General features: G+C 56.9%; 23 protein-coding genes and 1 tRNA gene. 4 read left to right on the top strand and 20 right to left on the bottom strand.

What is annotated here, in order from left to right; translation table 11 throughout:
* Window positions 1-2: 2 nt before the first annotated feature.
* From GH722_16640 to GH722_16620, 5 genes are all read right to left on the bottom strand, one after another.
* Window positions 3-2,312: a HAMP domain-containing protein gene (locus tag GH722_16640; GenBank protein MRG73399.1), complete on the bottom strand. Its 2,310-nt coding sequence runs from the start codon at window positions 2,310-2,312 to the stop codon at window positions 3-5.
* Between the two features lie 47 nt (window positions 2,313-2,359).
* Window positions 2,360-3,802 (bottom strand): nitrogen regulation protein NR(I), encoded by a 1,443-nt coding sequence (gene ntrC / locus GH722_16635; GenBank protein ID MRG73398.1) that lies wholly within the window; start codon window positions 3,800-3,802, stop codon window positions 2,360-2,362.
* Window positions 3,802-4,944, bottom strand: coding sequence for a PAS domain-containing protein (locus GH722_16630; protein ID MRG73397.1), 1,143 nt, complete (start codon window positions 4,942-4,944; stop codon window positions 3,802-3,804). Before GH722_16630 ends, ntrC begins: the two co-directional genes overlap by 1 nt.
* A complete protein-coding gene (gene dusB, locus GH722_16625) occupies window positions 4,944-5,930 on the bottom strand; it encodes a tRNA dihydrouridine synthase DusB (protein MRG73396.1) in 987 nt (328 codons plus the stop codon). Before dusB ends, GH722_16630 begins: the two co-directional genes overlap by 1 nt.
* Before the next feature lie 68 nt (window positions 5,931-5,998).
* Window positions 5,999-6,799, bottom strand: coding sequence for a hypothetical protein (locus GH722_16620; GenBank protein ID MRG73395.1), 801 nt, complete (start codon window positions 6,797-6,799; stop codon window positions 5,999-6,001).
* 110 nt (window positions 6,800-6,909) lie between these two features.
* Between GH722_16620 and GH722_16615 the strand changes: the two genes are divergently transcribed.
* Window positions 6,910-8,082, top strand: a complete 1,173-nt coding sequence (locus GH722_16615) for a bifunctional 2-C-methyl-D-erythritol 4-phosphate cytidylyltransferase/2-C-methyl-D-erythritol 2,4-cyclodiphosphate synthase (GenBank protein ID MRG73394.1) — start codon at window positions 6,910-6,912, stop codon at window positions 8,080-8,082.
* On the opposite strand, the gene GH722_16610 is transcribed toward GH722_16615, so the two are convergent.
* Entirely contained in the window at window positions 8,057-8,401 is a 345-nt protein-coding gene (locus GH722_16610) for a divalent cation tolerance protein CutA (protein MRG73393.1), read from the bottom strand. The two genes, GH722_16615 and GH722_16610, sit on opposite strands and share 26 nt — an antisense overlap.
* Window positions 8,402-8,499: 98 nt before the next feature.
* Here GH722_16610 and GH722_16605 point away from each other — a divergent pair, with 98 nt between their 5' ends.
* Both GH722_16605 and GH722_16600 read left to right on the top strand, forming a co-directional pair.
* The gene (locus GH722_16605; protein MRG73392.1) at window positions 8,500-8,730 is read left to right on the top strand and encodes a hypothetical protein; all 231 of its coding nucleotides are present in this window, start codon (window positions 8,500-8,502) and stop codon (window positions 8,728-8,730) included.
* A gap of 73 nt (window positions 8,731-8,803) precedes the next feature.
* A complete protein-coding gene (locus GH722_16600; GenBank protein ID MRG73391.1) occupies window positions 8,804-9,220 on the top strand; it encodes a RusA family crossover junction endodeoxyribonuclease in 417 nt (138 codons plus the stop codon).
* An 8-nt stretch (window positions 9,221-9,228) separates the two neighbouring features.
* On the opposite strand, the gene GH722_16595 is transcribed toward GH722_16600, so the two are convergent.
* The 9 genes from GH722_16595 to GH722_16555 form a co-directional block, all read right to left on the bottom strand.
* On the bottom strand, window positions 9,229-9,567 hold the full coding sequence (locus GH722_16595; protein MRG73390.1) for a hypothetical protein: 339 nt from the start codon (window positions 9,565-9,567) through the stop codon (window positions 9,229-9,231).
* A gap of 59 nt (window positions 9,568-9,626) precedes the next feature.
* Window positions 9,627-9,703 (bottom strand) — tRNA-Pro (locus GH722_16590).
* 43 nt (window positions 9,704-9,746) lie between these two features.
* On the bottom strand, window positions 9,747-10,175 hold the full coding sequence (locus GH722_16585) for a MerR family transcriptional regulator (protein ID MRG73389.1): 429 nt from the start codon (window positions 10,173-10,175) through the stop codon (window positions 9,747-9,749).
* Window positions 10,172-10,483: an integration host factor subunit alpha gene (locus tag GH722_16580; GenBank protein MRG73388.1), complete on the bottom strand. Its 312-nt coding sequence runs from the start codon at window positions 10,481-10,483 to the stop codon at window positions 10,172-10,174. Before GH722_16580 ends, GH722_16585 begins: the two co-directional genes overlap by 4 nt.
* Before the next feature lie 159 nt (window positions 10,484-10,642).
* Window positions 10,643-11,611, bottom strand: a complete 969-nt coding sequence (gene fabH, locus GH722_16575) for a beta-ketoacyl-ACP synthase III (protein ID MRG73387.1) — start codon at window positions 11,609-11,611, stop codon at window positions 10,643-10,645.
* A complete protein-coding gene (gene plsX / locus GH722_16570) occupies window positions 11,611-12,639 on the bottom strand; it encodes a phosphate acyltransferase PlsX (protein ID MRG73386.1) in 1,029 nt (342 codons plus the stop codon). Before plsX ends, fabH begins: the two co-directional genes overlap by 1 nt.
* Window positions 12,640-12,763: 124 nt before the next feature.
* A complete protein-coding gene (locus GH722_16565; GenBank protein MRG73385.1) occupies window positions 12,764-12,949 on the bottom strand; it encodes a 50S ribosomal protein L32 in 186 nt (61 codons plus the stop codon).
* 109 nt (window positions 12,950-13,058) lie between these two features.
* Complete coding sequence (locus GH722_16560; GenBank protein ID MRG73384.1) at window positions 13,059-13,616, bottom strand: hypothetical protein; 558 nt, start codon at window positions 13,614-13,616, stop codon at window positions 13,059-13,061.
* Window positions 13,613-14,158: a hypothetical protein gene (locus tag GH722_16555; protein ID MRG73383.1), complete on the bottom strand. Its 546-nt coding sequence runs from the start codon at window positions 14,156-14,158 to the stop codon at window positions 13,613-13,615. Before GH722_16555 ends, GH722_16560 begins: the two co-directional genes overlap by 4 nt.
* 91 nt (window positions 14,159-14,249) lie before the next feature.
* On the opposite strand from GH722_16555, the gene bamE reads away from it, so the two are divergent.
* Complete coding sequence (bamE, locus tag GH722_16550; protein MRG73382.1) at window positions 14,250-14,720, top strand: outer membrane protein assembly factor BamE; 471 nt, start codon at window positions 14,250-14,252, stop codon at window positions 14,718-14,720.
* Window positions 14,721-14,839: 119 nt separating this feature from the next.
* Here the strand turns inward: bamE and GH722_16545 are convergent, their stop codons facing one another.
* The 5 genes from GH722_16545 to nusB form a co-directional block, all read right to left on the bottom strand.
* Entirely contained in the window at window positions 14,840-16,930 is a 2,091-nt protein-coding gene (locus GH722_16545; GenBank protein ID MRG73381.1) for a sodium-translocating pyrophosphatase, read from the bottom strand.
* Between the two features lie 178 nt (window positions 16,931-17,108).
* Window positions 17,109-18,314, bottom strand: a complete 1,206-nt coding sequence (locus tag GH722_16540; protein ID MRG73380.1) for an MFS transporter — start codon at window positions 18,312-18,314, stop codon at window positions 17,109-17,111.
* A complete protein-coding gene (locus tag GH722_16535; protein MRG73379.1) occupies window positions 18,311-18,772 on the bottom strand; it encodes a hypothetical protein in 462 nt (153 codons plus the stop codon). The genes GH722_16540 and GH722_16535 overlap by 4 nt, the downstream gene beginning before the upstream one ends.
* Window positions 18,773-18,801: 29 nt before the next feature.
* A complete protein-coding gene (gene thiL / locus GH722_16530) occupies window positions 18,802-19,767 on the bottom strand; it encodes a thiamine-phosphate kinase (GenBank protein MRG73378.1) in 966 nt (321 codons plus the stop codon).
* Complete coding sequence (gene nusB / locus GH722_16525) at window positions 19,760-20,260, bottom strand: transcription antitermination factor NusB (protein ID MRG73377.1); 501 nt, start codon at window positions 20,258-20,260, stop codon at window positions 19,760-19,762. The genes thiL and nusB overlap by 8 nt, the downstream gene beginning before the upstream one ends.
* Between the last annotated feature and the right edge of the window lies 1 nt (window position 20,261).

The raw sequence follows: 20,261 nt of genomic DNA, 5'->3' as shown, positions 1-20,261 counted from the left end.
AGTTATTGCGCTGCCTGCGGCGCATTTCCGGAACCGGTGACCGGGGCCGCATTGAAGACCAGACGTACCCGGGCACCGGCATTTTCCGCATCTTCAAGGTACAGCCGCCCACCATGGTCTTCCATGATTTTCTTGACGATCGCGAGCCCGAGGCCGGTTCCCTTGGCACGGGTGGTCATGTAGGGCTCTGTCAGCCTGCCGCGGTTTTCGGTCGGTAAGCCACGGCCGTTATCGGTCACCGAGACGATGAAGTGATTGTCGGTCGAGGTGATTTCCAGATGTACCTTGCCGGGGGGCAGTGGGGTTTCATCCTCCGGAACCGGCCTGCCCTCGATTGCATCGACGGCATTCTGCAGCAGGTTTGTGATGGCCTGGCCAATCTGTCGACGATCACAGGCGACAGTCACGTCCTGAAGCAGGTCGCTGGTGAATTCAATCTCGCGATGGGCCTGCTTCTGCAAAAACAGGGCGTCACGGCAAATTTTGCCAAGGTCTTCGCGTTCCAGAACGGCTCTCGGCATCCGGGCAAAATTGGAGAATTCGTCGACCATCTGCCGGATATCACCAACCTGCCTGACAATGGTGTCTGTGCAGTTCGAAAACGTCTCAGGATCATCATCTATCTGTTTGAGGTATTTACGTTTAAGGCGTTCAGCGGAAAGCTGAATCGGGGTCAGCGGATTCTTGATCTCATGGGCAATTCTGCGGGCAACATCAGACCAGGCGGCCTGACGCTGTGCGTTCAGCAGCTCTGAAATATCATCATAGGTGACCACGAAACCGGCAATGCCTTCTTCGGTCGTCTCAATAGCCACCCGCACATTCAGGGTCTGGGGATGGCCGTTGCGGGTTCGTTCGATATCGCCGCTGATCATCGGTGTCTGATTGCCATGGGTGCGGTTCAGCAGCCCGGAGAACTCGGGGATGACATCATGCAGGAGTTCACCAACATGAGCATCCATGTCAATGTCCAGCAGGTCTGATGCCGCACGGTTTGCGATGTCGATCCGGCCCTCCGCATTCAGTCCGATCACGCCTGCCGAGACCCCTTCCAGAACGGCTTCGGAAAACCGGCGGCGCTCGTCGAGCTGGGAGTTGGTCGACAGCAATTCACTTTGCTGGAATTCGATCTGTTGTGTCATCCGGTTGAACGCCCGTGCCAGCATGCCCAGTTCGTCACTGGAGCGGTTCTCAGGCGTACGGGCCGTCAGATCACCACCACGAATGCGCTCGGCAGCATCGGCAAGCTCTCCAATCGGTTTGGACAGCCGGTTAGCAACCGCAAACCCGACCAGAACGGCGATAAACAGCAGTAACAGGGCAACGATCACGAAGATCATGGCGAAAGTGATTTCAATGCCGGACCGTTCCCGTTCCAGCCGTTCGTAATCCTCTACCGCCCGTCGGGTTGTCTGCAAGTGGTTGAGAACACTGACATCAACAAAGCGGCCGACATAGAGATAGGTGTCCGGCAAAGATCGCAGCCGAACCATGGCCCGCACCCGCTCGGTCGAATTGTCCGTAAGCACGGCAATTTCGCCCCGGTCAGCCTGTGTAAACGAGATGTCCGGAATAGGTTCGTCGGCCAGTGACAATCCGAACCCGCCACGGGCAATAACCAGCCGGTTATCACCAACCTGCCGGAAAACCATGGCTTCTGACAGGTTGCGCTGCAATGTCTGATCAATGACCAGATCACTGAACAGGTTACTGTTGCGCACCAGTTGCTCTGCCTGCTGGTCAATGACCAGCGCCATGGCGGCAGTGTCGGCGGCAATGGCCTGCATATGTTCGCGTACATAAGCTTCCGCGACATTCAGTGATTCGCTGACGGCTGTTCGCACCCGGTCACTGAACCAGCCCTGTACACCGATATTCAGGAACAATGAGGAAAACACCGCAACCAGCAGGGCCGGAACCACAGCAATAATGCCGAAAAAGAAAACGAACCTGACTTGCAGGCGTGACCCGGGCTCCCCGCGTTTGCGCGCTTTCCAGACCTTGATGATCCGCCCGCCGAGCAGGACACCCAACAGCATGAGCAAGGCAAAATCGACAGCCAGCATGATCGTGATCGTGCGGGAATTCTGTCCGGCAGAACTGACGGCCATAGCGGCGAAGGTGATGACTGCACTGAGCCCGGCCGCGAAAAGCAGCGCGATGGCAAGTTTGTCGCCCAGGCCATACCGTTCCGCAAAAAACTGTGCACGCCTCAGCCAGTGCGGTGCCTGAGTCTGTGGGGTCGTAGCGGGAAGACTGCCGGCAGACTCAGATCTGGCCGGGATCTTCGGAACTGATGGATCAATGGACATATCTGGCCGGTGTTGGAAGCGCCCGTCAGGGCGCAGCAGAATCGGCGTTAGTTTACGCCCCTGATAACGGGGATGTCCAATTCCCGGATTTTCTTTCTGAGTGTATTCCGGTTCAGACCGAGCAGGGCCGCAGCCTTGATCTGATTTCCCCTCGTCGCTTCAAGGCAGATGCTGATCAGGGGACGCTCGACCTCATGCAGAACCCGTTCGTAAACGCCGGCTGCCGGCAAGGAATCGCCATGCGCGCGGAAGTATTCACGGATATGCCGTTCAACGGCTCCGCTGAGGTTGTCGCTGGTTTCGTCTGCTTCTCCTCCGGCTTTCCGGCCATGACTGTTCAGTTCAATCTGAACTGTTTCATATCCGATCACTTCCTCGGAATAGAGCGCGATCAGTCGTCGGATCAGGTTTTCCAGCTCGCGTATGTTGCCGGGCCAGTCATATTCCTTGAGTTTTTCGATCGCCTCCGGGTCAATCGTCTTTGACGGCAGGCCTTCTTCAACCGCCTGGGCAAGGAAATGATTGACCAGTTGCGGAATGTCTACCTTCCGGTCGCGTAGTGGCGGCAGCCGCAGCGGGACAACATTCAGGCGGTAATACAGATCTTCCCGGAACAGCCCCTGTCGCAGGGCCTGGCTCAGGTCACGGTGGGTTGCGGCAACAATCCGGACATTGGCGCGTACCGGTGTACGACCACCGACGGTAGTAAACTCGCCTTCCTGCAAAACGCGCAGAAGCCGGGTCTGTGCCTCGATTGGCATATCTCCGATTTCGTCGAGAAACAGAGTGCCGCCCGCAGCCTGCTCAAAACGTCCTGCAGTTCGTGCCGTTGCGCCGGTAAAAGCCCCCTTTTCATGCCCGAACAGTTCGCTTTCGATCAGTTCGCGCGGAATAGCCGCCATATTCACGGCGACGAAAGGCCCGTTCCGGCGGCGGCCATATTCATGCAGGGCGCGGGCAACAAGTTCTTTTCCCGTGCCTGATTCTCCGTTGATCATGACGGTCAGGTCGGTGTTCATCAGGCGGGCAACCGTTCGATATATTTCCTGCATTGCAGGAGAACGGCCAATCAGACGAATACCGCCATCTTCCGGCAGTTCATCACCTTCCACCTTGGCGTTTGAGCGGGCCTCAAGGGCACGTTGCACAACACGTACCAGTTCATCTAGGTCAAAGGGTTTCGGCAGATACTCAAATGCACCGCGTTCGGTCGCCTTCACTGCGGTCAGCAGGGTGTTCTGGGCACTCATCACGATGATCTTGAGATCAGGGCGGATATGCTTGATTCGCGGAATCAGGTCGAGACCGTTTTCATCCGGCATCACCACGTCTGTGATGACCAGATCTCCCTCACCTGCTGCGACCCAGCGCCATAATGTTGCAGCATTGCTGCTGGTCTTCACCTCATATCCTGCCCGGGCGAGTGCCTGGGTCAGTACCGTGCGTATTGAACGGTCGTCGTCTGCAACAAGGATTGTGCTTTGCGCCATCAGGGGGTGTTCTCCTCGTCAGCAGGTATCGGGCTGGGGCGCGGTGACATGGGCAGCGAGACGCGAAATTCTGTACGTCCGGGGCGTGTGTCATGTTCAATGACGCCACCATGATCGCTGATAATCTTTGCGACGAGAGCCAGCCCAAGGCCGCTGCCTTTTGGTTTGGTGGTCAGGAAAGGGTCAAACAGGTTGGCGCGGATTTCATCCGGAATGCCGCCGCCATTATCGATGATGCCGATAACCAGCGGCAGACGCAGGATTTCATTGGTTCCCGGAACCGCGAATCTGACGCCATGCTGATAGGAGGTGGTCAAAACGATTTCACCACCAATCTCCGGGGCTGCTTCGCAACCGTTCTTGATGAGATTGAGGAAGACCTGAATCAACTGATCGCGATGGCCATAGACCGGCGGCAGTGACGGATCATATTCTTCCTTGAACCGGATATTCCGGCCGAAGCCGGCCTGTGCGATCTTGCGGACATGCTTCAGAACCTGATGAATATTTACTTCATCACGTTCAACGGGCCGACGGTCGGCAAACACATCGATACGGTCGATAAGGTCACAGATCCGGTCGGTTTCGTCACAAATCAGGCTGGTCAGTTCGCGGTCTGACTCCTCAGCCCCGCGTGAAAGCAACTGCGCTGCTCCGCGAATACCGGAAAGCGGGTTCTTGACCTCATGTGCCAGCAGGCTTGCCATGGCTGTGACCGACCTGACAGTCCGCTGGCGACTGATCTGGCTGCCAATCTTGCGGGCGATGGTCTGCTGATGCAGGGCAACGACAACAGCGCCCGGCTGCTCGACGACCGGTGATGCATCGACGCCGACAAACTGTTCACCGATCTTCGGGCTGTGTATCAGGACTTCATACTCGGAAACGGGGCTGTCGGTCTCACGTGCCTGTTCAATCAGCATGATGAGCGGACTGTCTGACGGCAGTAAATCTTGAATTTTCTGGCCAATCAGCAGCGAAGTGCTGACCGCGAAGAACTGTTCTGCGGCGGTGTTCGCATAGCTGATGCGGTTATCGGCATTCGCAACAATGACGGCACCGGTCAGCGCATTCAGCACAGCGGCTGGTTCGGACTGGACGGCAACCTGTTTGCGGCCCCGCAAGAATGACAGGCTTGCCATCAGGCTGCCTGACGCTCGATGGCAGGCAGGAAGAAATTGTCGATGGCGGCCATCACCGTTGCCGCCTCGCCGGTATTGTTTACCGCCTGACGAAAGGCACCGCTGTCGCTGAGGCCCTGACTGTACCATCCGATATGTTTGCGGGCGATACGCAGGCCCGGTTCTGCGCCGTAGTGGGTCAGCATGTCATCCAGATGGCGGCGTATGGTGGTATAAATCTCACTGAGATCGGGGTCAGAAGGTGTCTTGCCGGTTATGAGGAACGCCGCCACCTGTGCCGGAAACCACGGGCGACCATAGCATCCGCGACCGATCATCACCCCGTCCGCACCGGACTGCTCAAGGCAGGCCCGCGCTTTTTCGGTGGTGGTGATGTCGCCGTTTGCGACAACCGGGATGCTGACGGCCTGCTTGACCTCGCGAATCGCTTCCCAGTCAGCGGTGCCCGTATACATCTGGCATCGGGTACGACCATGCACGGTCAGCATTTCAACGCCGGCCTGTTCTGCGACACGGGCCAGCCTGGCGGCATTCCGGTTCTGGTCATCCCAGCCCAGCCGCATTTTCAGGGTGACGGGAATACTGACCGCCGATGCCACCGCCTCAATAATACGACCGGCCAGACATTCGTCGCGCATCAGGGCCGATCCGGCATAGCCGTTCACAACCTTTTTCACCGGACAACCCATATTGATGTCGATAATCGCCGCCCCTCTGTCTTCGTTCAGGCGGGCCGCTTCGGCCATGACTTCAGGCTCGTTACCTGCCAGTTGTACAGCCATGGGATGTTCTTCTGCACAGTTCGTGACCATTTTCATGGTCCGTACATTCTGCTGGATCATCGCGCGGCTGGCGATCATCTCGGACACAACCATGCCCGCGCCCCAGCTTTTCACCAGGCGTCGGAATGGCATGTCTGAAACGCCCGACATGGGGGCAAGCAGGACGGGTGAGTCCAGCGTGATATCCCGAATACAAATGGTCAATTTTTAGGCACTCATGATTGATGCGCGAATTTTCATCACACATTGACTTTATTGGCAAGCAAAGTTGCTCAGGTAAGGAGTAATTCGGTCACAAATTTGACGCCGGGATAGCCGAGAGTAAGCAATATCCAGGCGATCAGAACCAGACGAGCCGCCAGTTTTCCACGCATGCCGACACGACGATGCAGAACGATCAGGGTGCCGATAACCAGAAAAGCGAGTACGGACAGCAATGTCTTGTGGTCGAGGGGAAACGCCACCCCTGCCCGGTCAAATGACAGGATTGAGCCGGTTATCAGTCCGGCCAGCAGCAGAACTTCAGCACCGGTCAGCAACAGAATCAGGAAATTCTCAGACTCGGTAACAGCGGGAAGCCGGGAGGCCGCGAAGCCGGAGCGGCGCAGTTTCAGGGCGCGCTCTTTCAGTGTTGCCCCCAGTGCAGCCATTGCGGCCAGTGTCAGCATGGCATAAGTGGCGAGAGAGAATCCGATGTGTACAGGAACAGAGATGTCGGTTGCATGATAGCTGGCAGAGACCGGGTTTGTACCAGTCAGGGCGATCCCCAGACAGCAGACGACAAACAGGTAAGGTGACAGCAGGAAAAGATAACGGTTCATCAGCGGGCGGAAGAGCGATATCGCAGCAGCCAGAACAAGCGTTGACGCCACGGTCGCCAGCAGGGCGTTGCCAAGATCTGCACGCCATCCGGCTTCGATATGATGAATGAAGGTGCTGCTGACGCCGGCTGCAGTTGCACCGAGCAGTGCAAACATGACCAGACGTGTTGTGGCCTCCATGCGAAGCGACACCACGATCAGCGGGGCAAACCCGATCAGGGCTGCCAGATTGAACAAGCTCTCCTCTGTCATGCACAACACATACCCTGCGCTGCCGTTCCTGCAAGCCGTGACATTGTCACCGGCTTGGCAATTTATCCTGAGGCAGGTAGGTTCCGGCGCCTGAACAACTGCGAATATTCATGAAAACAGCAGCTCTTATCGTTGCCGGTGGCCGTGGCTCCAGATTTGGCGGTGACTTGCCAAAGCAATATGCCGACCTGGGTGGCATGCCGGTGATTCGTCATACCATCGAGATTTTTCTGCGCCATCCCGCGATTGACGCCCTTCTTGTGGTTATTCATCCGGATGATCTGGACCTCTATAACGCCGCTGTTGCCGGGCTTGATTTGTTGCCTCCCGTTCTTGGCGGCTCAGAACGACAGGATTCCGTACGCAACGGCCTGGAAGCGCTGGCAGAAGCCGCACCTGAAGCAGTCCTGATTCATGATGCGGCCCGACCGGCTGTGGCACCGGCAACGATTGACGGGGTCCTTGCGGCGCTGGCAGATGCTGGGGGTGTCATTCCTGTGCTGCCGATCGTCGATACCCTGAAACAGCGTGCCGACGATGACCGGCTGGGCGGGACGGTTGATCGCAACAGTCTGGTCCGTGCGCAAACGCCGCAGGGCTTCCGGTTTGGCGACATTCTCGCGGCACATCGGGCGTCAGCCGGTAAAAACCTGACCGATGATGCGGCTGTCATGGAAGCAGCAGGCCATGTTGTTACGGGCGTTCCCGGTACCGAACAGAATGTGAAGATAACAACCAACGATGATCTGGCGCGCATGGCGCAGCAACTGGATGGGCAGGCGGAAATGCAGTGGGAATACCGGACCGGCAACGGCTATGACGTGCACAAGTTCGAGGCAGGATCAGAGGTGACGATCTGCGGCATTGTCATCCCTCATTCTGCCGGTCTCGCCGGTCATTCCGATGCGGATGTCGGACTTCATGCTCTGACTGATGCCCTGCTCGGGTCAATTGCCGAGGGGGATATTGGCGATCATTTCCCGCCGAGTGACAGTCAGTGGCGGGGCGCTCCCTCTGACCTGTTTCTCAGACATGCCCACAGCCTGTTGCTGCAGCGTGGTGGTGTTATTGCCAACCTGGATGTCACCCTGATCTGTGAGGCACCGAAGATCGGCCCGCACCGTCAGACGATGAGAGAGCGCATCGGCGATATTCTGGGGCTGGATACGGGCCGGATCAGCGTCAAGGCGACGACCACCGAGAAACTGGGTTTTACCGGGCGCAGTGAAGGCATCGCGGCAGTTGCGACGGTATCTGTCAGACTGCCGGCTGTGTCTCGCTGATGATCCAGTCACCAAACCCGGCTCCGGCCGATATATCATTCAGGACGAGGATACAGGGCAGCTCATAGCTGTGCAGTGATGTGACAACGGTTCTGATCTCTGCTGTCCGCTCATGGGTGGTTTTGACGATCAGGGTTGCCTCGTCGTCTTCATGAATGTCTCCCTCCCAGCGATAGATTGCAGTTGTCGGAGCAATGACGTTGGCGCAGGCCGCCAGTCGCCGGGCCACCAGCTCCCGGCCTATCGAGACAGCCTCGGCCCGGTCGGTTGTGGTGATGTAGACCAGACATAATTTTTCCGGGGTTGCTGTCTCGGTCATGTGAACCTCCCTTTCTGTCTGTCATCAGCTATTCACGGATTGATCTGGAAAGCGTAACATAATTTCCGGGTTTTCATCGTGGTTCATGGGGGTGACCGATGAGCAGGCCAACAGCGGCCCAGATTGTCTGGTTGCAGCGCGGACTGTCGCAGGCTGGCGGCAAGTTGCCGCTGTTCGATGCGGAGGGGCAACGAGTCAGTGAGCGTACTGTCCGGTCCTGCATCAAGGCCGGATGGGCTGAACCCTGGTTCGCCAATCCGATCAAGCCGGATTGGCTGATATGCCGCCTGACTGACAAGGGAAGAAAAGTCGTTACGAAAACGAAATGATATTCAGGGCGATTATAAACGTGAAACTACAAATGCTATTTCATACTGATAAACAGTTCGGGACTGTCGTCTGATGATTGAAGCCCATGGCTGGAAGGGTTCTGCGTCCTGCAAGGTTGCCCGTTTTCAGGATCAGATTGTCATCCGGTTTGGTACGGTCACCACGCGCGGCGGTACCCTGAAAAAGCATATGGCCCGGCTTGCCCGCCTTCAGCTTCGGGATATGCATCCTTCATTCCTCGATTATTCGGTGAAAATCTGGATTGAAGGGGCTGGTCTGGCCCGCAGCTATGATGCTGATAATGTTGCAAAAGCCTGTCTTGACGCCCTGAACGGTATTGTCTGGCGCGATGACCGGCAGGTTGTTCAGCTGCTCATCGAAAAGACGTTCGGTGAAACCCCGGCGATCACCATTCATGCACAGCCCTTCGAAACCGCATTTGCGGCGGATGAACTGGCCTTGCTTCTGGAGCGGGTCGACGCGATCTGAGGCGGTGCTTATCCGCCGGGGTAAAACATGGTGAGGTCGGGCCCCTGTTCTGTCTTCAGGCCGAAGGCGGCTTCAAGCCTGTCGGCAATGACCGGGAGATTATCAGGCGTTACCATCCGAAAGATGTCGCCACCGGGAATGACTCGCATTGCCGGCCCTTCCTGACACAGGTTGAGGCAGACTTTCGGCTCCAGCCGGACATCAATATTTCGCTGATCGACGAGCTGTTGTAGCTGCGCAATCAGCTCAAGCGATCCACGCTGGGCGCAGGATGGTTTCTGGTCAGCGAACCGCCGGTTAACGCAGACGAAAAAACGGTTCTGACGAGGTGGGTCGGTTTCAGTCATCTTCCCTCCGGCCCGCAATGGGGGCACGATGAGATGCTGCAGACGGGGTGGGAATAAAATGGTCGGAGCGGCGGGATTCGAACCCACGACCCCCACACCCCCAGTATGGTGCGCTACCAGGCTGCGCTACGCTCCGACGGGGGCGGACTATAGTGATGCGATTGCAACTAGGCAATCCGTCAATCCACCTTATCGACAGCTTTCAGCATGCGGCGGATATCGGTTAATTCATCAATGATCTCGCGAAGACCGGAAAGATCCTGTTTTGCCGCCGCCGGGGCCTGCTCCGCAGCTGATGAAGCTTCCGACTTGTCGTCTGCTGTCAGGCGGGCCGACGGGTCTTTCAGGAGCTTCTGAACGCCTTTGATCGTATAGCCATCGTCATACAGCAGCTTGCGGATTTTACTCAGCAACAGCATGTCTTCCGGACGGTAGTAACGGCGTCCGCCGGCACGCTTCATCGGCCGGACCTGTGTGAACTTGGTTTCCCAGAACCGCAGCACATGCTGTGGCAGATCAAGTTCGGCAGCAACCTCACTTATTGTCCGGAAAGCCAGATCAGACTTCCCCCTGGAAGTATCCGGCCCGGAGGAGTCAGAATCGGTCAAAGGTCGTCTTCCGGTAACAGTTCACCGTTGATTCGGGCTTTCAGAACCTGAGACGGGCGGAAAACCAGAACGCGACGCGGCAAAATGGGCACTTCGTCACCGGTTTTCGGGTTACGCCCGATACGTTCGCCTTTCTGGCGGACAGAAAAGCTCCCGAAAGATGATATTTTGACTGAATCCCCGTCTTCCAGTGAGCGGGTAATTTCTTCCAGAACGGTTTCTATAAGTTCAGATGATTCATTTCGTGACAGACCGACTTCCTGATAGACGGCTTCTGTCAGTTGGGCTCGAGTCACCGTAGCGCCCATTACTGATCCCCCTTGTGACGCAGACAATACCGGTTCGTCTCCCTCTCCCCGGTTGTGCGTATGTGATTCTTTGACATTGGTTAATTCTATCGGAGGAACGGTAGCGGTGAGGCGTATAACCGTCAACCGCTTTGAATATCAATCAGCTACCCGTTTATCTTACATTCTGACGATGGCTGCGCCCCATGTCAGCCCGCCCCCCATGGCTTCGAGCAATACATTATGCCCGGCCCTGATCTTTCCGGCCCGCACGGCTTCATCCAGTGCGAGTGGCACCGAGGCGGCAGAGGTGTTGGCATGGCGGTCAACGGACAGGATAACCTTGGCCGGGTCGACACCAAGCTTTCTGGCGGTGGCATCAATGATCCGCTTATTGGCCTGATGCGGCACAATCCAGTCGATATCGGCTTCCGTCATATTGGCCCGGGCAATGGCGTCCTGGGCGATTTCAGCCAGATTTGTGACAGCATGCTTGAAAACTTCCTTGCCGAGCATTCTCAGCAGGCCGGTTTTCTGATTGGTCGACGGGCCACCATCCACATACAGCAGGTCATGGTGCCGGCCATCGGACCGCAATGTTGTTGAAATGATTCCGGGATTGTCCGCCCCCCCCTCGCCTGCCGACAGGACAACAGCACCCGCACCATCGCCAAACAGGACACAGGTGCCACGGTCTTCCCAGTCGAGAATGCGGGAGAAAGTTTCAGCCCCGATAACGAGGGCGTTTCGCGCCTGCCCGGTTTTGACCATCGAATCGGCAACAGAAAGTGCATAGAGAAAGCCGGAACAGACAGCCTGAACATCAAAGGCAAATCCGCCGTTCATCCCCAGGCGCGCCTGCAGCTTGGTCGCAGTCGCCGGGAAAGTATTGTCTGGCGTTGCGGTCGCCAGGACGATCAGGTCAAGATCAGCGCCGCTTATACCGGCAGCTTCCAGCGCGCGCAGGCTGGCCTGTTCGGCGAGGTCACTGGTGAATTCGTTTTCGGCAGCAAAGTGGCGCTGGCAAATACCGCTTCGCTCGCGAATCCATTCATCGGTCGTATCCACCCAGGTCGATATCTCCTTGTTTGAGACGACCCGTGCCGGAAGATAGCTTCCAGTGCCTACAATCCGCGAAACCAGCGACATCAGTCTTTGCCCTCTCCCGTATCGAGCAGCGCGAATTCTTCTTTTACCCGGTCGTTGAAGCCTTCGTTGACCAGATTGACGGCTACACCAATGGCACTGGCAAAGCCGAGTGCATCCGTGCTGCCGTGGCTTTTTATCGCGATACCGTTCAGGCCGAGGAACATGGCACCATTATAGCGCCGGGGGTCCATTCGCTTCTTCAGCTGTTCCAGTGCCGGACGGGCAAACAGATAACCGATCTTGGCTGAGAACGAACTGGCGAAGGACTGCTTGAGGAACTGGCTGATCAGCTTTGCCGTTCCCTGAATTGTCTTCAGGGTCACGTTGCCGGTAAAGCCGTCGGTGACGACAACATCGACGGTGCCTTTCAGCACATCGGTGCCTTCAACAAAGCCATAGAAATTAACCGGCAGACTGCCGTTTTTCAGAATTGCCGCAGCATCCCGTACTTCGTCATTACCCTTGAGCTCTTCCTCGCCGACATTCAGCAGTCCGACAGTCGGACGCTCAATGCCGCTGACGATGCGGGTAAAGGCATTTCCCATGACCGCAAACTGCACGAGATTGTTGGCTGAACATTCGACATTTGCACCGAGATCCAGAACCAGCGTTTCTCCGCGCTCGGTCGGCAGGAAGGATGCAATTGCCGGGCGGTCGATACCGGGCAGCGTCTTCAGGACGAATTTCGCCATGGCCATCAGCGCGCCGGTATTGCCGGCTGAGACAACACCCGCGGCTTCGCCGTCACGCACCGCATTGATCGCCAGCCTCATGCTGGAATTCCGGCCGCCGCGCAGTGCCTGTGACGGCTTGTCGGTGGACGCAATCCGGTCTGGTGTATGGATAATCGTGCTGACAGATCCGACGTCGTACTTGTCGACCAGCGGCTTCAGCTGTGCCTCGTCACCGAATAGCAGGAAACGGACATTTGGAAATCGTTTGCAGGCGAAAGCAACACCCTCAACCACCATATCCGGTGCGTGATCTCCGCCCATTGCGTCCAGAGACAATGTCAAAGGATCTGCCAAACTGCGATATCCTCGTTAAGCTCGCGTCATTCAGGTACAGACAATTGAGCCGCGATAAAATAATTACCGCGACCCGATGCTACACGATACGAGATACGTCTGTCGTCGCGCAATTTAGCGCGGATCAGAGCTTCTCTTTGACTTCAATAACCTGACGGCCACGGTAGAAACCGGTCTTCAGGTCAATATGATGCGGGCGGTGAAGTTCGCCGGAATCCGGGTTCTCCACGTAGGCTGACGCAGTGATGCTGTCATGTGCCCGGCGCATGTTGCGCTTGGATTTCGATGTTTTCTTCTTTGGAACGGCCATTTTTCTATCTCTTTTTCGGTCGCCTTGTGCGCGGCCCGACTGTTTAGACAATATGACCCGCCGCATCAAGCGGCTTTACGCGGAGGCCATGCTGTCAGGTTGGTATTTATCAGTTCAGCTTGTCTTTCAGCGCAGCCAGTGCGGCGAAAGGCGAAACTTTCTCATCTGTTTTCCCGGTCCCGTCATCTTCGTCTTCGACAATTTCGACATAGGACAGACCTTCCTTACGCGGATAAGGGTCAATCTCAAGCAATATCTGTTCAATTATCGCGTCACGGAACGGTACAAGCCCGCCTTCCAGAGGGTCGGGAGGGTCATCAGACAGCGGATCAATATCAACTTCTGTACTGTCGACCGGCGGGCGCGTGGTGAAAACCCGTTTCAGTTCGCAGACGACCCTGCTTTCGATTGGCTCCAGCGTGACAACGCAGGTCTGGGTGATGTCCGCAGCGATCTTAAGAGACAGCCTGACCATATCCTTGCGCCGGGTAATTGTCCCGGTGGCAGCAAGTGACTGAACGGAGACAATGCCGAGATCCTCAGCGGCAGCAGCACATTCCGTCTGTGCGGCTGTTATCAGCAGATTTGTCTGCTTTGGCCCGATGGTGGCGGCATTGAGTTCGCCTGTCAGGTCCAGGGAAATTTCGTTTGTTGTCGCAGCATTCATCCGGCGGCTCCCGGCTCATGCATCCCGGTGAACCCGATTTCACCCCGGACGAGATCTGCTGTGGGGGTGTGGCTGGTGGTCGCAATCTGGCGCCGGACATATCCGGCCATGGCCGCCAGCCCCGCCCCGTTTGGCTGTTCCACTGTGCCGTAGGCGTTACGGCGCAAAACCTCTATCAGAGCCTTGTCACCTTCCAGAATCGCTTCGTCATAGGCGTTCATGCGCCCGTACAGGGCCTCTGCCATGCGTTTCACATTCTTGCCGACCGACATGTCGCCAATGCCGATACGGCGCAGGTTGTCGTCCATATCTGCGAACATTTCGTCGAACAAAGCCTGCGACAATTCAAACTGATCCAATTCCCGCAGGCGGCGGAAAACCAGCCATGCATGCAGGACAATCATGTCGAACCGGCCGTCGACAGTGTCGGGAACACCAAGCTCTGCATAGAAGTATGGTTCACGGGACCGGGCGACAATAGCCGCATAGAGCACCCGCGATTCCTTCGTGTAAGGCTTCGGTGAGAACAATCGTTTCAGCATGTCGACAGCGTTTGAGATGACGGGGCCATGGATTCTGCTTATAATGTACATAGGTTATTGCCAGTAACACTGACCGGCAACACTGCAGGAAATGGACGTAATGCCCCGTAAATTCAAGCAACCGTTGATGACCCGATATGTTCTCATGATCGGACTCGGCCTTGCTGTCACCGCATGCACCCCTCGCGTGGCCAATCGCGGTAACAATCCGGACGCTGAAAATCTGGCCGAAATCAAGACGGGCGAGAGCAATCGTCAGGATGTCGCCGAGATTATTGGTGCCCCCACCCTCACCTCCTCCTTTGACTCGAAGGAATGGTATTACGTCAGCCAGCGCACCGAACGGGAAGCCTGGTTCAAGCCGGATATCAAGGAGCGCAAGGTGATCATGATCCGATTCGATGACCGTGGCGTTGTTGAATCAATGGAAACCAAGACGCTGGCAGATGGATATCAGGTGGATCCGGTGGGGCGTATCACGCCGACGGCGGGTAATGAAATTACCTTCCTCGGTCAGATATTCGGCAACCTCGGCAAGTTTGGTGGCGCCGGGAAAAAATAATTCCGGCCTGACCGGGATATTCTGACGTCCTCCCGGTTCTTTGCTTTCAGAAAAAAAACAAAAGAAAAACCCCGGCTCGTGAAAGCCGGGGTTTTTTAGTCAGACCGTTGTGAATGCTATCAGGCGAGAGCCGCCAGCAGCAGGATCGCAACGATGTTGGTGATCTTGATCATCGGGTTCACGGCCGGACCAGCGGTATCCTTGTACGGATCGCCAACTGTATCGCCCGTAACCGCAGCTTTATGGGCTTCGGAGCCCTTGCCGCCGTGATTGCCGTCTTCGATGTACTTCTTGGCATTATCCCAGGCACCGCCACCGGCGGTCATGGAGATCGCGACAAACAGGCCGGTCACGATCACACCAAGCAGCATGGCACCAACTGCGGAGAACGCAGCACCCTGGTCTGCAACGCCCAGAATGACGAAATAGAGCACGATCGGGCTGAGCACCGGCAGCATCGAGGGAATGATCATTTCCTTGATCGCATGGGTGGTCAGCATACCGACACAACGACCGTATTCCGGTTTGCCGGTGCCTTCCATGATGCCGGGGATTTCCTTGAACTGGCGGCGAACTTCAACCACCACCGCAGCACCGGCCCGACCAACAGCGGTCATGCCCATGGCACCGAACAGGTACGGCAACAGACCGCCCAGCAGCAGGCCGACAACCACATAGGGGTTGGACAGCGAGAAGTTGACCGTGACGCCACCGAAGTAACGCTCAAGATCAGCCGTGTAGGCAGCAAACAGCACCAGGGCACCGAGACCGGCAGAACCGATTGCATAGCCCTTGGTGACAGCTTTCGTGGTGTTACCAACCGCATCAAGAGCGTCAGTGGTCTTGCGGACGCTTTCGTCCAGTTCTGCCATTTCGGCAATACCGCCGGCATTGTCCGTGACCGGACCATAGGCGTCGAGTGCAACAACCATTCCGGCCAGTGCCAGCATCGTGCTCACCGAGATGGCAATGCCGATAAGACCGGCAAGCTGGTAGGTAATGATGATGGCGGCACAGATCAGCAGGGCCGGAATAGCGGTCGCTTCCATGGAAACGGCCAGACCCTGAATGACGTTGGTGCCGTGACCGGTTTCGGATGCCTTGGCAACCGAGCGGACCGGACGGAAGTTGGTAGAGGTGTAGTATTCAGTGACCCAGATAATCAGACCGGTCAGGACCAGTCCGACAATGCCACAGATGAACAGCGAGCCACCGGTGAAGGTCCATTTCTGAACGACAATCTGTGTGTCCATGCCGATGACATAGGATGTAATCGGGTAAAGCAGGACAGCAGAGATGACAGCCGAGCCGAAGAAGCCCTTGTAGAGGGCGCCCATGACGTTCTGGCTTGCGCCGAGACGAACGAAGTAGGTTGCCGCAATCGAGGCCAGCAGGCAGACGCCGCCGATAGCCATCGGATAGAGCATGAACTGGCCGATTTCGACGCCGCTGATACCATAGATCAGGACCAGCACCATGGTGGCACCAAGGGTCACGACATAGGTTTCAAACAGGTCAGCGGCCATGCCGGCGCAGTCACCCACGTTGTCACCGACGTTATCAGCGATAACAGCCGGGTTGCGAGGGTCATCTTCCGGAATGCCGGCTTCAACCTTACCGACAAGATCGGCACCGACATCCGCACCCTTGGTGAAGATACCGCCGCCGAGACGGGCGAAGATCGAGATCAGGGATGCACCGAATGCAAGGCCCACAAGGCCGTTGATGACTTCCTTGTTTTCGCCCGGCAGGATCGAGAAATTAGTGCTGAGAATGCCGTAATAGATGGCGATGGCCAGTAGCGCGAGACCGGCAACCAGCATGCCTGTAACTGCACCGGAGCGGAAGGAAACGCTGAGACCTTCAGCCAGTCCCTTGCGGGAGGCTTCGGTGGTCCGGACGTTGGCGCGCACCGAGACCAGCATTCCAGCATAACCGGCGATGCCGGAGAGGATTGCGCCGATCAGGAAGCCGACCGCACTGGTCCAGCCAAGTGTCACGAACAGGATGATTGCAACAACGACGCCGACGGCGGCAATCGCTGTGTACTGCTTGTTCAGGTAGGCGGCAGCGCCTTCCTGGATAGCGGCAGCAATTGTCTGCATCCGCTCATTTCCCGCACTGAGCGAGATGATTTGCCGAGCCGTAATTAGGCCATACAAGACGGCAATCACGCCACAGGCGATGACTAGCCACAGGGTTTCGGACATTCTGATTTCCTCGATTATTTTATAGCCGTTTTACGGCAGTTGATTGTTGCGCCGAACCCTCCCCAGGCGCCATAAGGCGACTTTTCATGGAATTCGGCATTGAAAAGCGGCGAAAAAATGCCAGAAACCCTGACTGCGTGCAACCTGTCTCAACGGGGGGCTGTTATTTGCCGGCAGGTTAACCGGTAGTTTGTACTGAAGTCCGGCGATGCAGTATGAGCAGGATGATTGCGATTGTGACGAGTGCCAGTAATGGCAGTGTTGCCAGATTGATCACGTTCCAGCCGAAAAGATGGTTCACCGCGCCGGCTGAGAATGAGGATATAGCAACGGTTCCGAAGGTTGTGAACTCGTTCAGCGCCTGAACCCGTGCCCGTTCTTCCGGGCGATAGCATTCGGTCAGCAGGGTGCTGCTGCCGACATATAGAAAATTCCATCCGAGCCCCAGACAGAACAAGGCAGTCCAGAACTGCCAGACTTCCGTGCCACTTATATTCACCGCAACACAGGTGATTTCGAGTGCCGCACCGGCCAGCATGACCGGTAAAACGCCGACTCGACGGATGATATGTCCGGTGAACAGACTGGGGCCGAACATGCCAAGGACATGCCACTGGATGACGAACGCAGTATTGGAGAAATCATACCCGCGTTGCTGCATGGCCAGCGGAGTCGCTGTCATGATGAAGCTCATGACGCCATAACCCACCATGCCGCCGAACAGGGCCACAGGAAAGGCGGGCTGACGAAACAGCTCGGCAAAAGATCTGCCACCGCCTGCCGCCTTGTTCTCAACCGGTTCGGCGATCCGCGCAATCATCAGGATCAGGATGGACAGAACAGGAAGACAGCCGAGGGCCAGATAGGTACCGGCAAATTCGGCATCGGTGAACAGGTCATGCGTTCGTTTCGCAATCTCCGGACCGATGATGGCGGCTATGATTCCGCCGGCAACTACCCAGGAGATGGCTTTGGCCTTTGCACTGGCCGGGGCCATGTCGGCGGCGGCGAACCGGTAATACATGGCGAAGCCGTTTGCGATGCCCATCAGCGATGTCGCGCCGATAAACAGAATGAAATGATGTTCCAGAATGGCCCAGGCTCCGAGCAGTCCTCCGGACATGCCGCAGAGTGCACCGATCAGGAAACCGGCCCGTCGTCCGATGGCCTTCATGATCATCGAGGCCGGTACGGTTGAGGCCGCGGTCAGGGCGAGCTGGAAAGCCATTGGCAGGGTTGCAAGAGACTTGTCGGGCGACAGCATATAGCCGACCAGTGCCGAAGTGGTCACCAGAATGACATTGGCACTGTTTGCCAGTGCCTGGCATAGCGTGAGAAAGCCGATATTGAGCTTCAGCTCACGGCCCATGGGAATGTCGGTCATCGTTCGTAAGCAGCCTGTATCAGCACGTCGTTGACATGATCTTTTCCGAGTACTTGCTGGGCAAGCTGGAACAGCCTTGCCTTCACGGTTGGCAGGTGAACCGTTTTGTTTTTCTTCATATGCTGAGGCAGGAAGACATACATGTCGCGGAGATAGGCATCATGAAGACGGACCTTCTGCTGGGCAGCCCTGGTTCGGTCTGCGGTGGCAAGTTCGATCCGGATATCCAGGTAATAGCTTTTGGTCCGTCCCTGCCCGATGACCGGAACCACCAGCGTGTCCATATCCATGAAGGATGTATTGTTGAGATCGACGAGTTTCTGTTGCGGCTCCGGTGCAGGCTGACCATCAACCTGTGGCGGAGGCGCAAAGGGGCCGATTTCAAGGAAGTAGAGAGCGCCGACGGCGCCGCCCCCCAGAACAATCAATGCGACGACGATGATAATGACAAGCTTCACGCGACGTCTCCGATAAATGACAGGAGGTCTTAATAGTGCCGCCAGCCGGTGTTGTCACAATCGATCTTTGATCCGGTCTCGTCAAAAACCTGAATGCCGCGACCCGGAGCCATTTTTCCGATACAGGTGATTTGCAGGTTGTGGAGGGTCGCCAGACGTTCGATTTCCGGTGTTTTGTCTGCTGGCACACAGAAAACCAGCTCGTAATCATCTCCGGAAGTGGCGAGCGCCAGCGGTTCTGTTCCTGTTGCATCTGCTGCTGCGGAGCGCGGCAGGCGGGATATGTCGATTTCCCCTGCCAGTCCGGAAGCTTCCGCAATATGTCCTATATCAGAGATCAGCCCGTCTGAAACATCGATCGCGGCTGTGGCAATCCCCCGGAGTGCGCGACCCGCTGCAAGTCTTGGTTCCGGAAGCTGATGCCGGGAGACCAGAAAAGACCGGTTGTCCGGGGATGGTACGGCAAGCTTGTCCTGAAGAATCTGCAAACCGAGACCGGCATCTCCGATTGTGCCGGTAACATAGACCAGATCACCGGCGCGGGCGCCGCTGCGAAGAATGGCTGTGCCCGGTTCGGTTTCGCCGAGGATTGTCAGCGAGAAAGCTCCTGGGCCGGGTGTCGAGACGGAATCGCCGCCGAGGAGGGAAAGGCTGAAATTGATCTGATCCTGTTTCAGACCCGCGGCAAAGCCTTTCAGCCAGTCCGGGCTCATCTGGCTGTCCCGGAACATGGCGAGGAGGTAGCCAACCGGTTCAGCCCCCATTGCGGCGAGATCAGAAAGATTGGTTCTCATCAGCTTGCGGGCGATCAGGTCAGGTGACGTTCCGGGCAGATAATGAACGCCCTCAACCATCGCATCCTTGGCAATTACCATCTGCCTGCCCGGCGTGGGGGTCAGTACGGCAGCATCATCTGTCAGGTTCAGAGCCCCTTCGCCGGAAAGCGGGGCGAACAGATCGGCGATCAGGTCAAATTCACCGTCACGGTCAGCCATTTTTCCCAAAGCCGGCGGCAGGGTTGCCGAGTTCTGCCGAACGATGAACATGGGCCAGCCGGTCGAGCACGCCATTGACCAGTTTGGCCTCGGACAGATCGAAAAAGGCGTGTGCGACATTCAGATATTCGTCAATGACCACCCGCGCCGGCGCAGACGTATCAAAGGCCAGTTCCTGAACGCCTGCCCTCAGCAGGACGCGGAGCAGCGTCTCAAGCCGGGCCGGTACCATGTCGCCTTTCAGCGCCTGCCCGAGCATCTCGTCAATTTCTGTCTGATTGGCAATCACGCCCCGGAGGATACGGGCCATCAGTTCGCGGTCGGATTCTGTAATCGGACCGCCATCTTCGGTTTCCGCTTCCGGTGTCATGGTTTCACGGATGACATCGTCGACCCGGGCGTCCGACAGTTCGATCCGATAAAGCCCCTGCACAGCGGCCAGACGACCGGCACTGCGGGCGGTATTCGGTTTCGGACGTTTCTTTTTTTCCATG

It is taken from the genome of Alphaproteobacteria bacterium HT1-32 (assembly GCA_009649675.1).
Lineage (GTDB): Bacteria > Pseudomonadota > Alphaproteobacteria > Rhodospirillales > HT1-32 > HT1-32.
The sequence above is the reverse complement of the archived record's forward strand: the minus strand, read 5'-3'. Positions and strand labels throughout refer to the sequence as shown.

Excerpts from the sequence above, each read along its gene's own strand:
- GH722_16640 (MRG73399.1), bottom strand. The coding sequence starts at position 2,312 with ATGTCCATTGATCCATCAGTTCCGAAGATCCCGGCCAGATCTGAGTCT.
- ntrC (MRG73398.1), bottom strand. The coding sequence starts at position 3,802 with ATGGCGCAAAGCACAATCCTTGTTGCAGACGACGACCGTTCAATACGC.
- GH722_16630 (MRG73397.1), bottom strand. The coding sequence starts at position 4,944 with ATGGCAAGCCTGTCATTCTTGCGGGGCCGCAAACAGGTTGCCGTCCAG.
- GH722_16620 (MRG73395.1), bottom strand. The coding sequence starts at position 6,799 with ATGACAGAGGAGAGCTTGTTCAATCTGGCAGCCCTGATCGGGTTTGCC.
- GH722_16615 (MRG73394.1), top strand. The coding sequence starts at position 6,910 with ATGAAAACAGCAGCTCTTATCGTTGCCGGTGGCCGTGGCTCCAGATTT.
- GH722_16610 (MRG73393.1), bottom strand. The coding sequence starts at position 8,401 with ATGACCGAGACAGCAACCCCGGAAAAATTATGTCTGGTCTACATCACC.
- GH722_16605 (MRG73392.1), top strand. The coding sequence starts at position 8,500 with ATGAGCAGGCCAACAGCGGCCCAGATTGTCTGGTTGCAGCGCGGACTG.
- GH722_16600 (MRG73391.1), top strand. The coding sequence starts at position 8,804 with ATGATTGAAGCCCATGGCTGGAAGGGTTCTGCGTCCTGCAAGGTTGCC.
- GH722_16595 (MRG73390.1), bottom strand. The coding sequence starts at position 9,567 with ATGACTGAAACCGACCCACCTCGTCAGAACCGTTTTTTCGTCTGCGTT.
- GH722_16580 (MRG73388.1), bottom strand. The coding sequence starts at position 10,483 with ATGGGCGCTACGGTGACTCGAGCCCAACTGACAGAAGCCGTCTATCAG.
- fabH (MRG73387.1), bottom strand. The coding sequence starts at position 11,611 with ATGTCGCTGGTTTCGCGGATTGTAGGCACTGGAAGCTATCTTCCGGCA.
- GH722_16565 (MRG73385.1), bottom strand. The coding sequence starts at position 12,949 with ATGGCCGTTCCAAAGAAGAAAACATCGAAATCCAAGCGCAACATGCGC.
- GH722_16560 (MRG73384.1), bottom strand. The coding sequence starts at position 13,616 with ATGAATGCTGCGACAACAAACGAAATTTCCCTGGACCTGACAGGCGAA.
- GH722_16555 (MRG73383.1), bottom strand. The coding sequence starts at position 14,158 with ATGCTGAAACGATTGTTCTCACCGAAGCCTTACACGAAGGAATCGCGG.
- bamE (MRG73382.1), top strand. The coding sequence starts at position 14,250 with ATGGACGTAATGCCCCGTAAATTCAAGCAACCGTTGATGACCCGATAT.
- GH722_16545 (MRG73381.1), bottom strand. The coding sequence starts at position 16,930 with ATGTCCGAAACCCTGTGGCTAGTCATCGCCTGTGGCGTGATTGCCGTC.
- GH722_16540 (MRG73380.1), bottom strand. The coding sequence starts at position 18,314 with ATGACCGACATTCCCATGGGCCGTGAGCTGAAGCTCAATATCGGCTTT.
- thiL (MRG73378.1), bottom strand. The coding sequence starts at position 19,767 with ATGGCTGACCGTGACGGTGAATTTGACCTGATCGCCGATCTGTTCGCC.
- nusB (MRG73377.1), bottom strand. The coding sequence starts at position 20,260 with ATGGAAAAAAAGAAACGTCCGAAACCGAATACCGCCCGCAGTGCCGGT.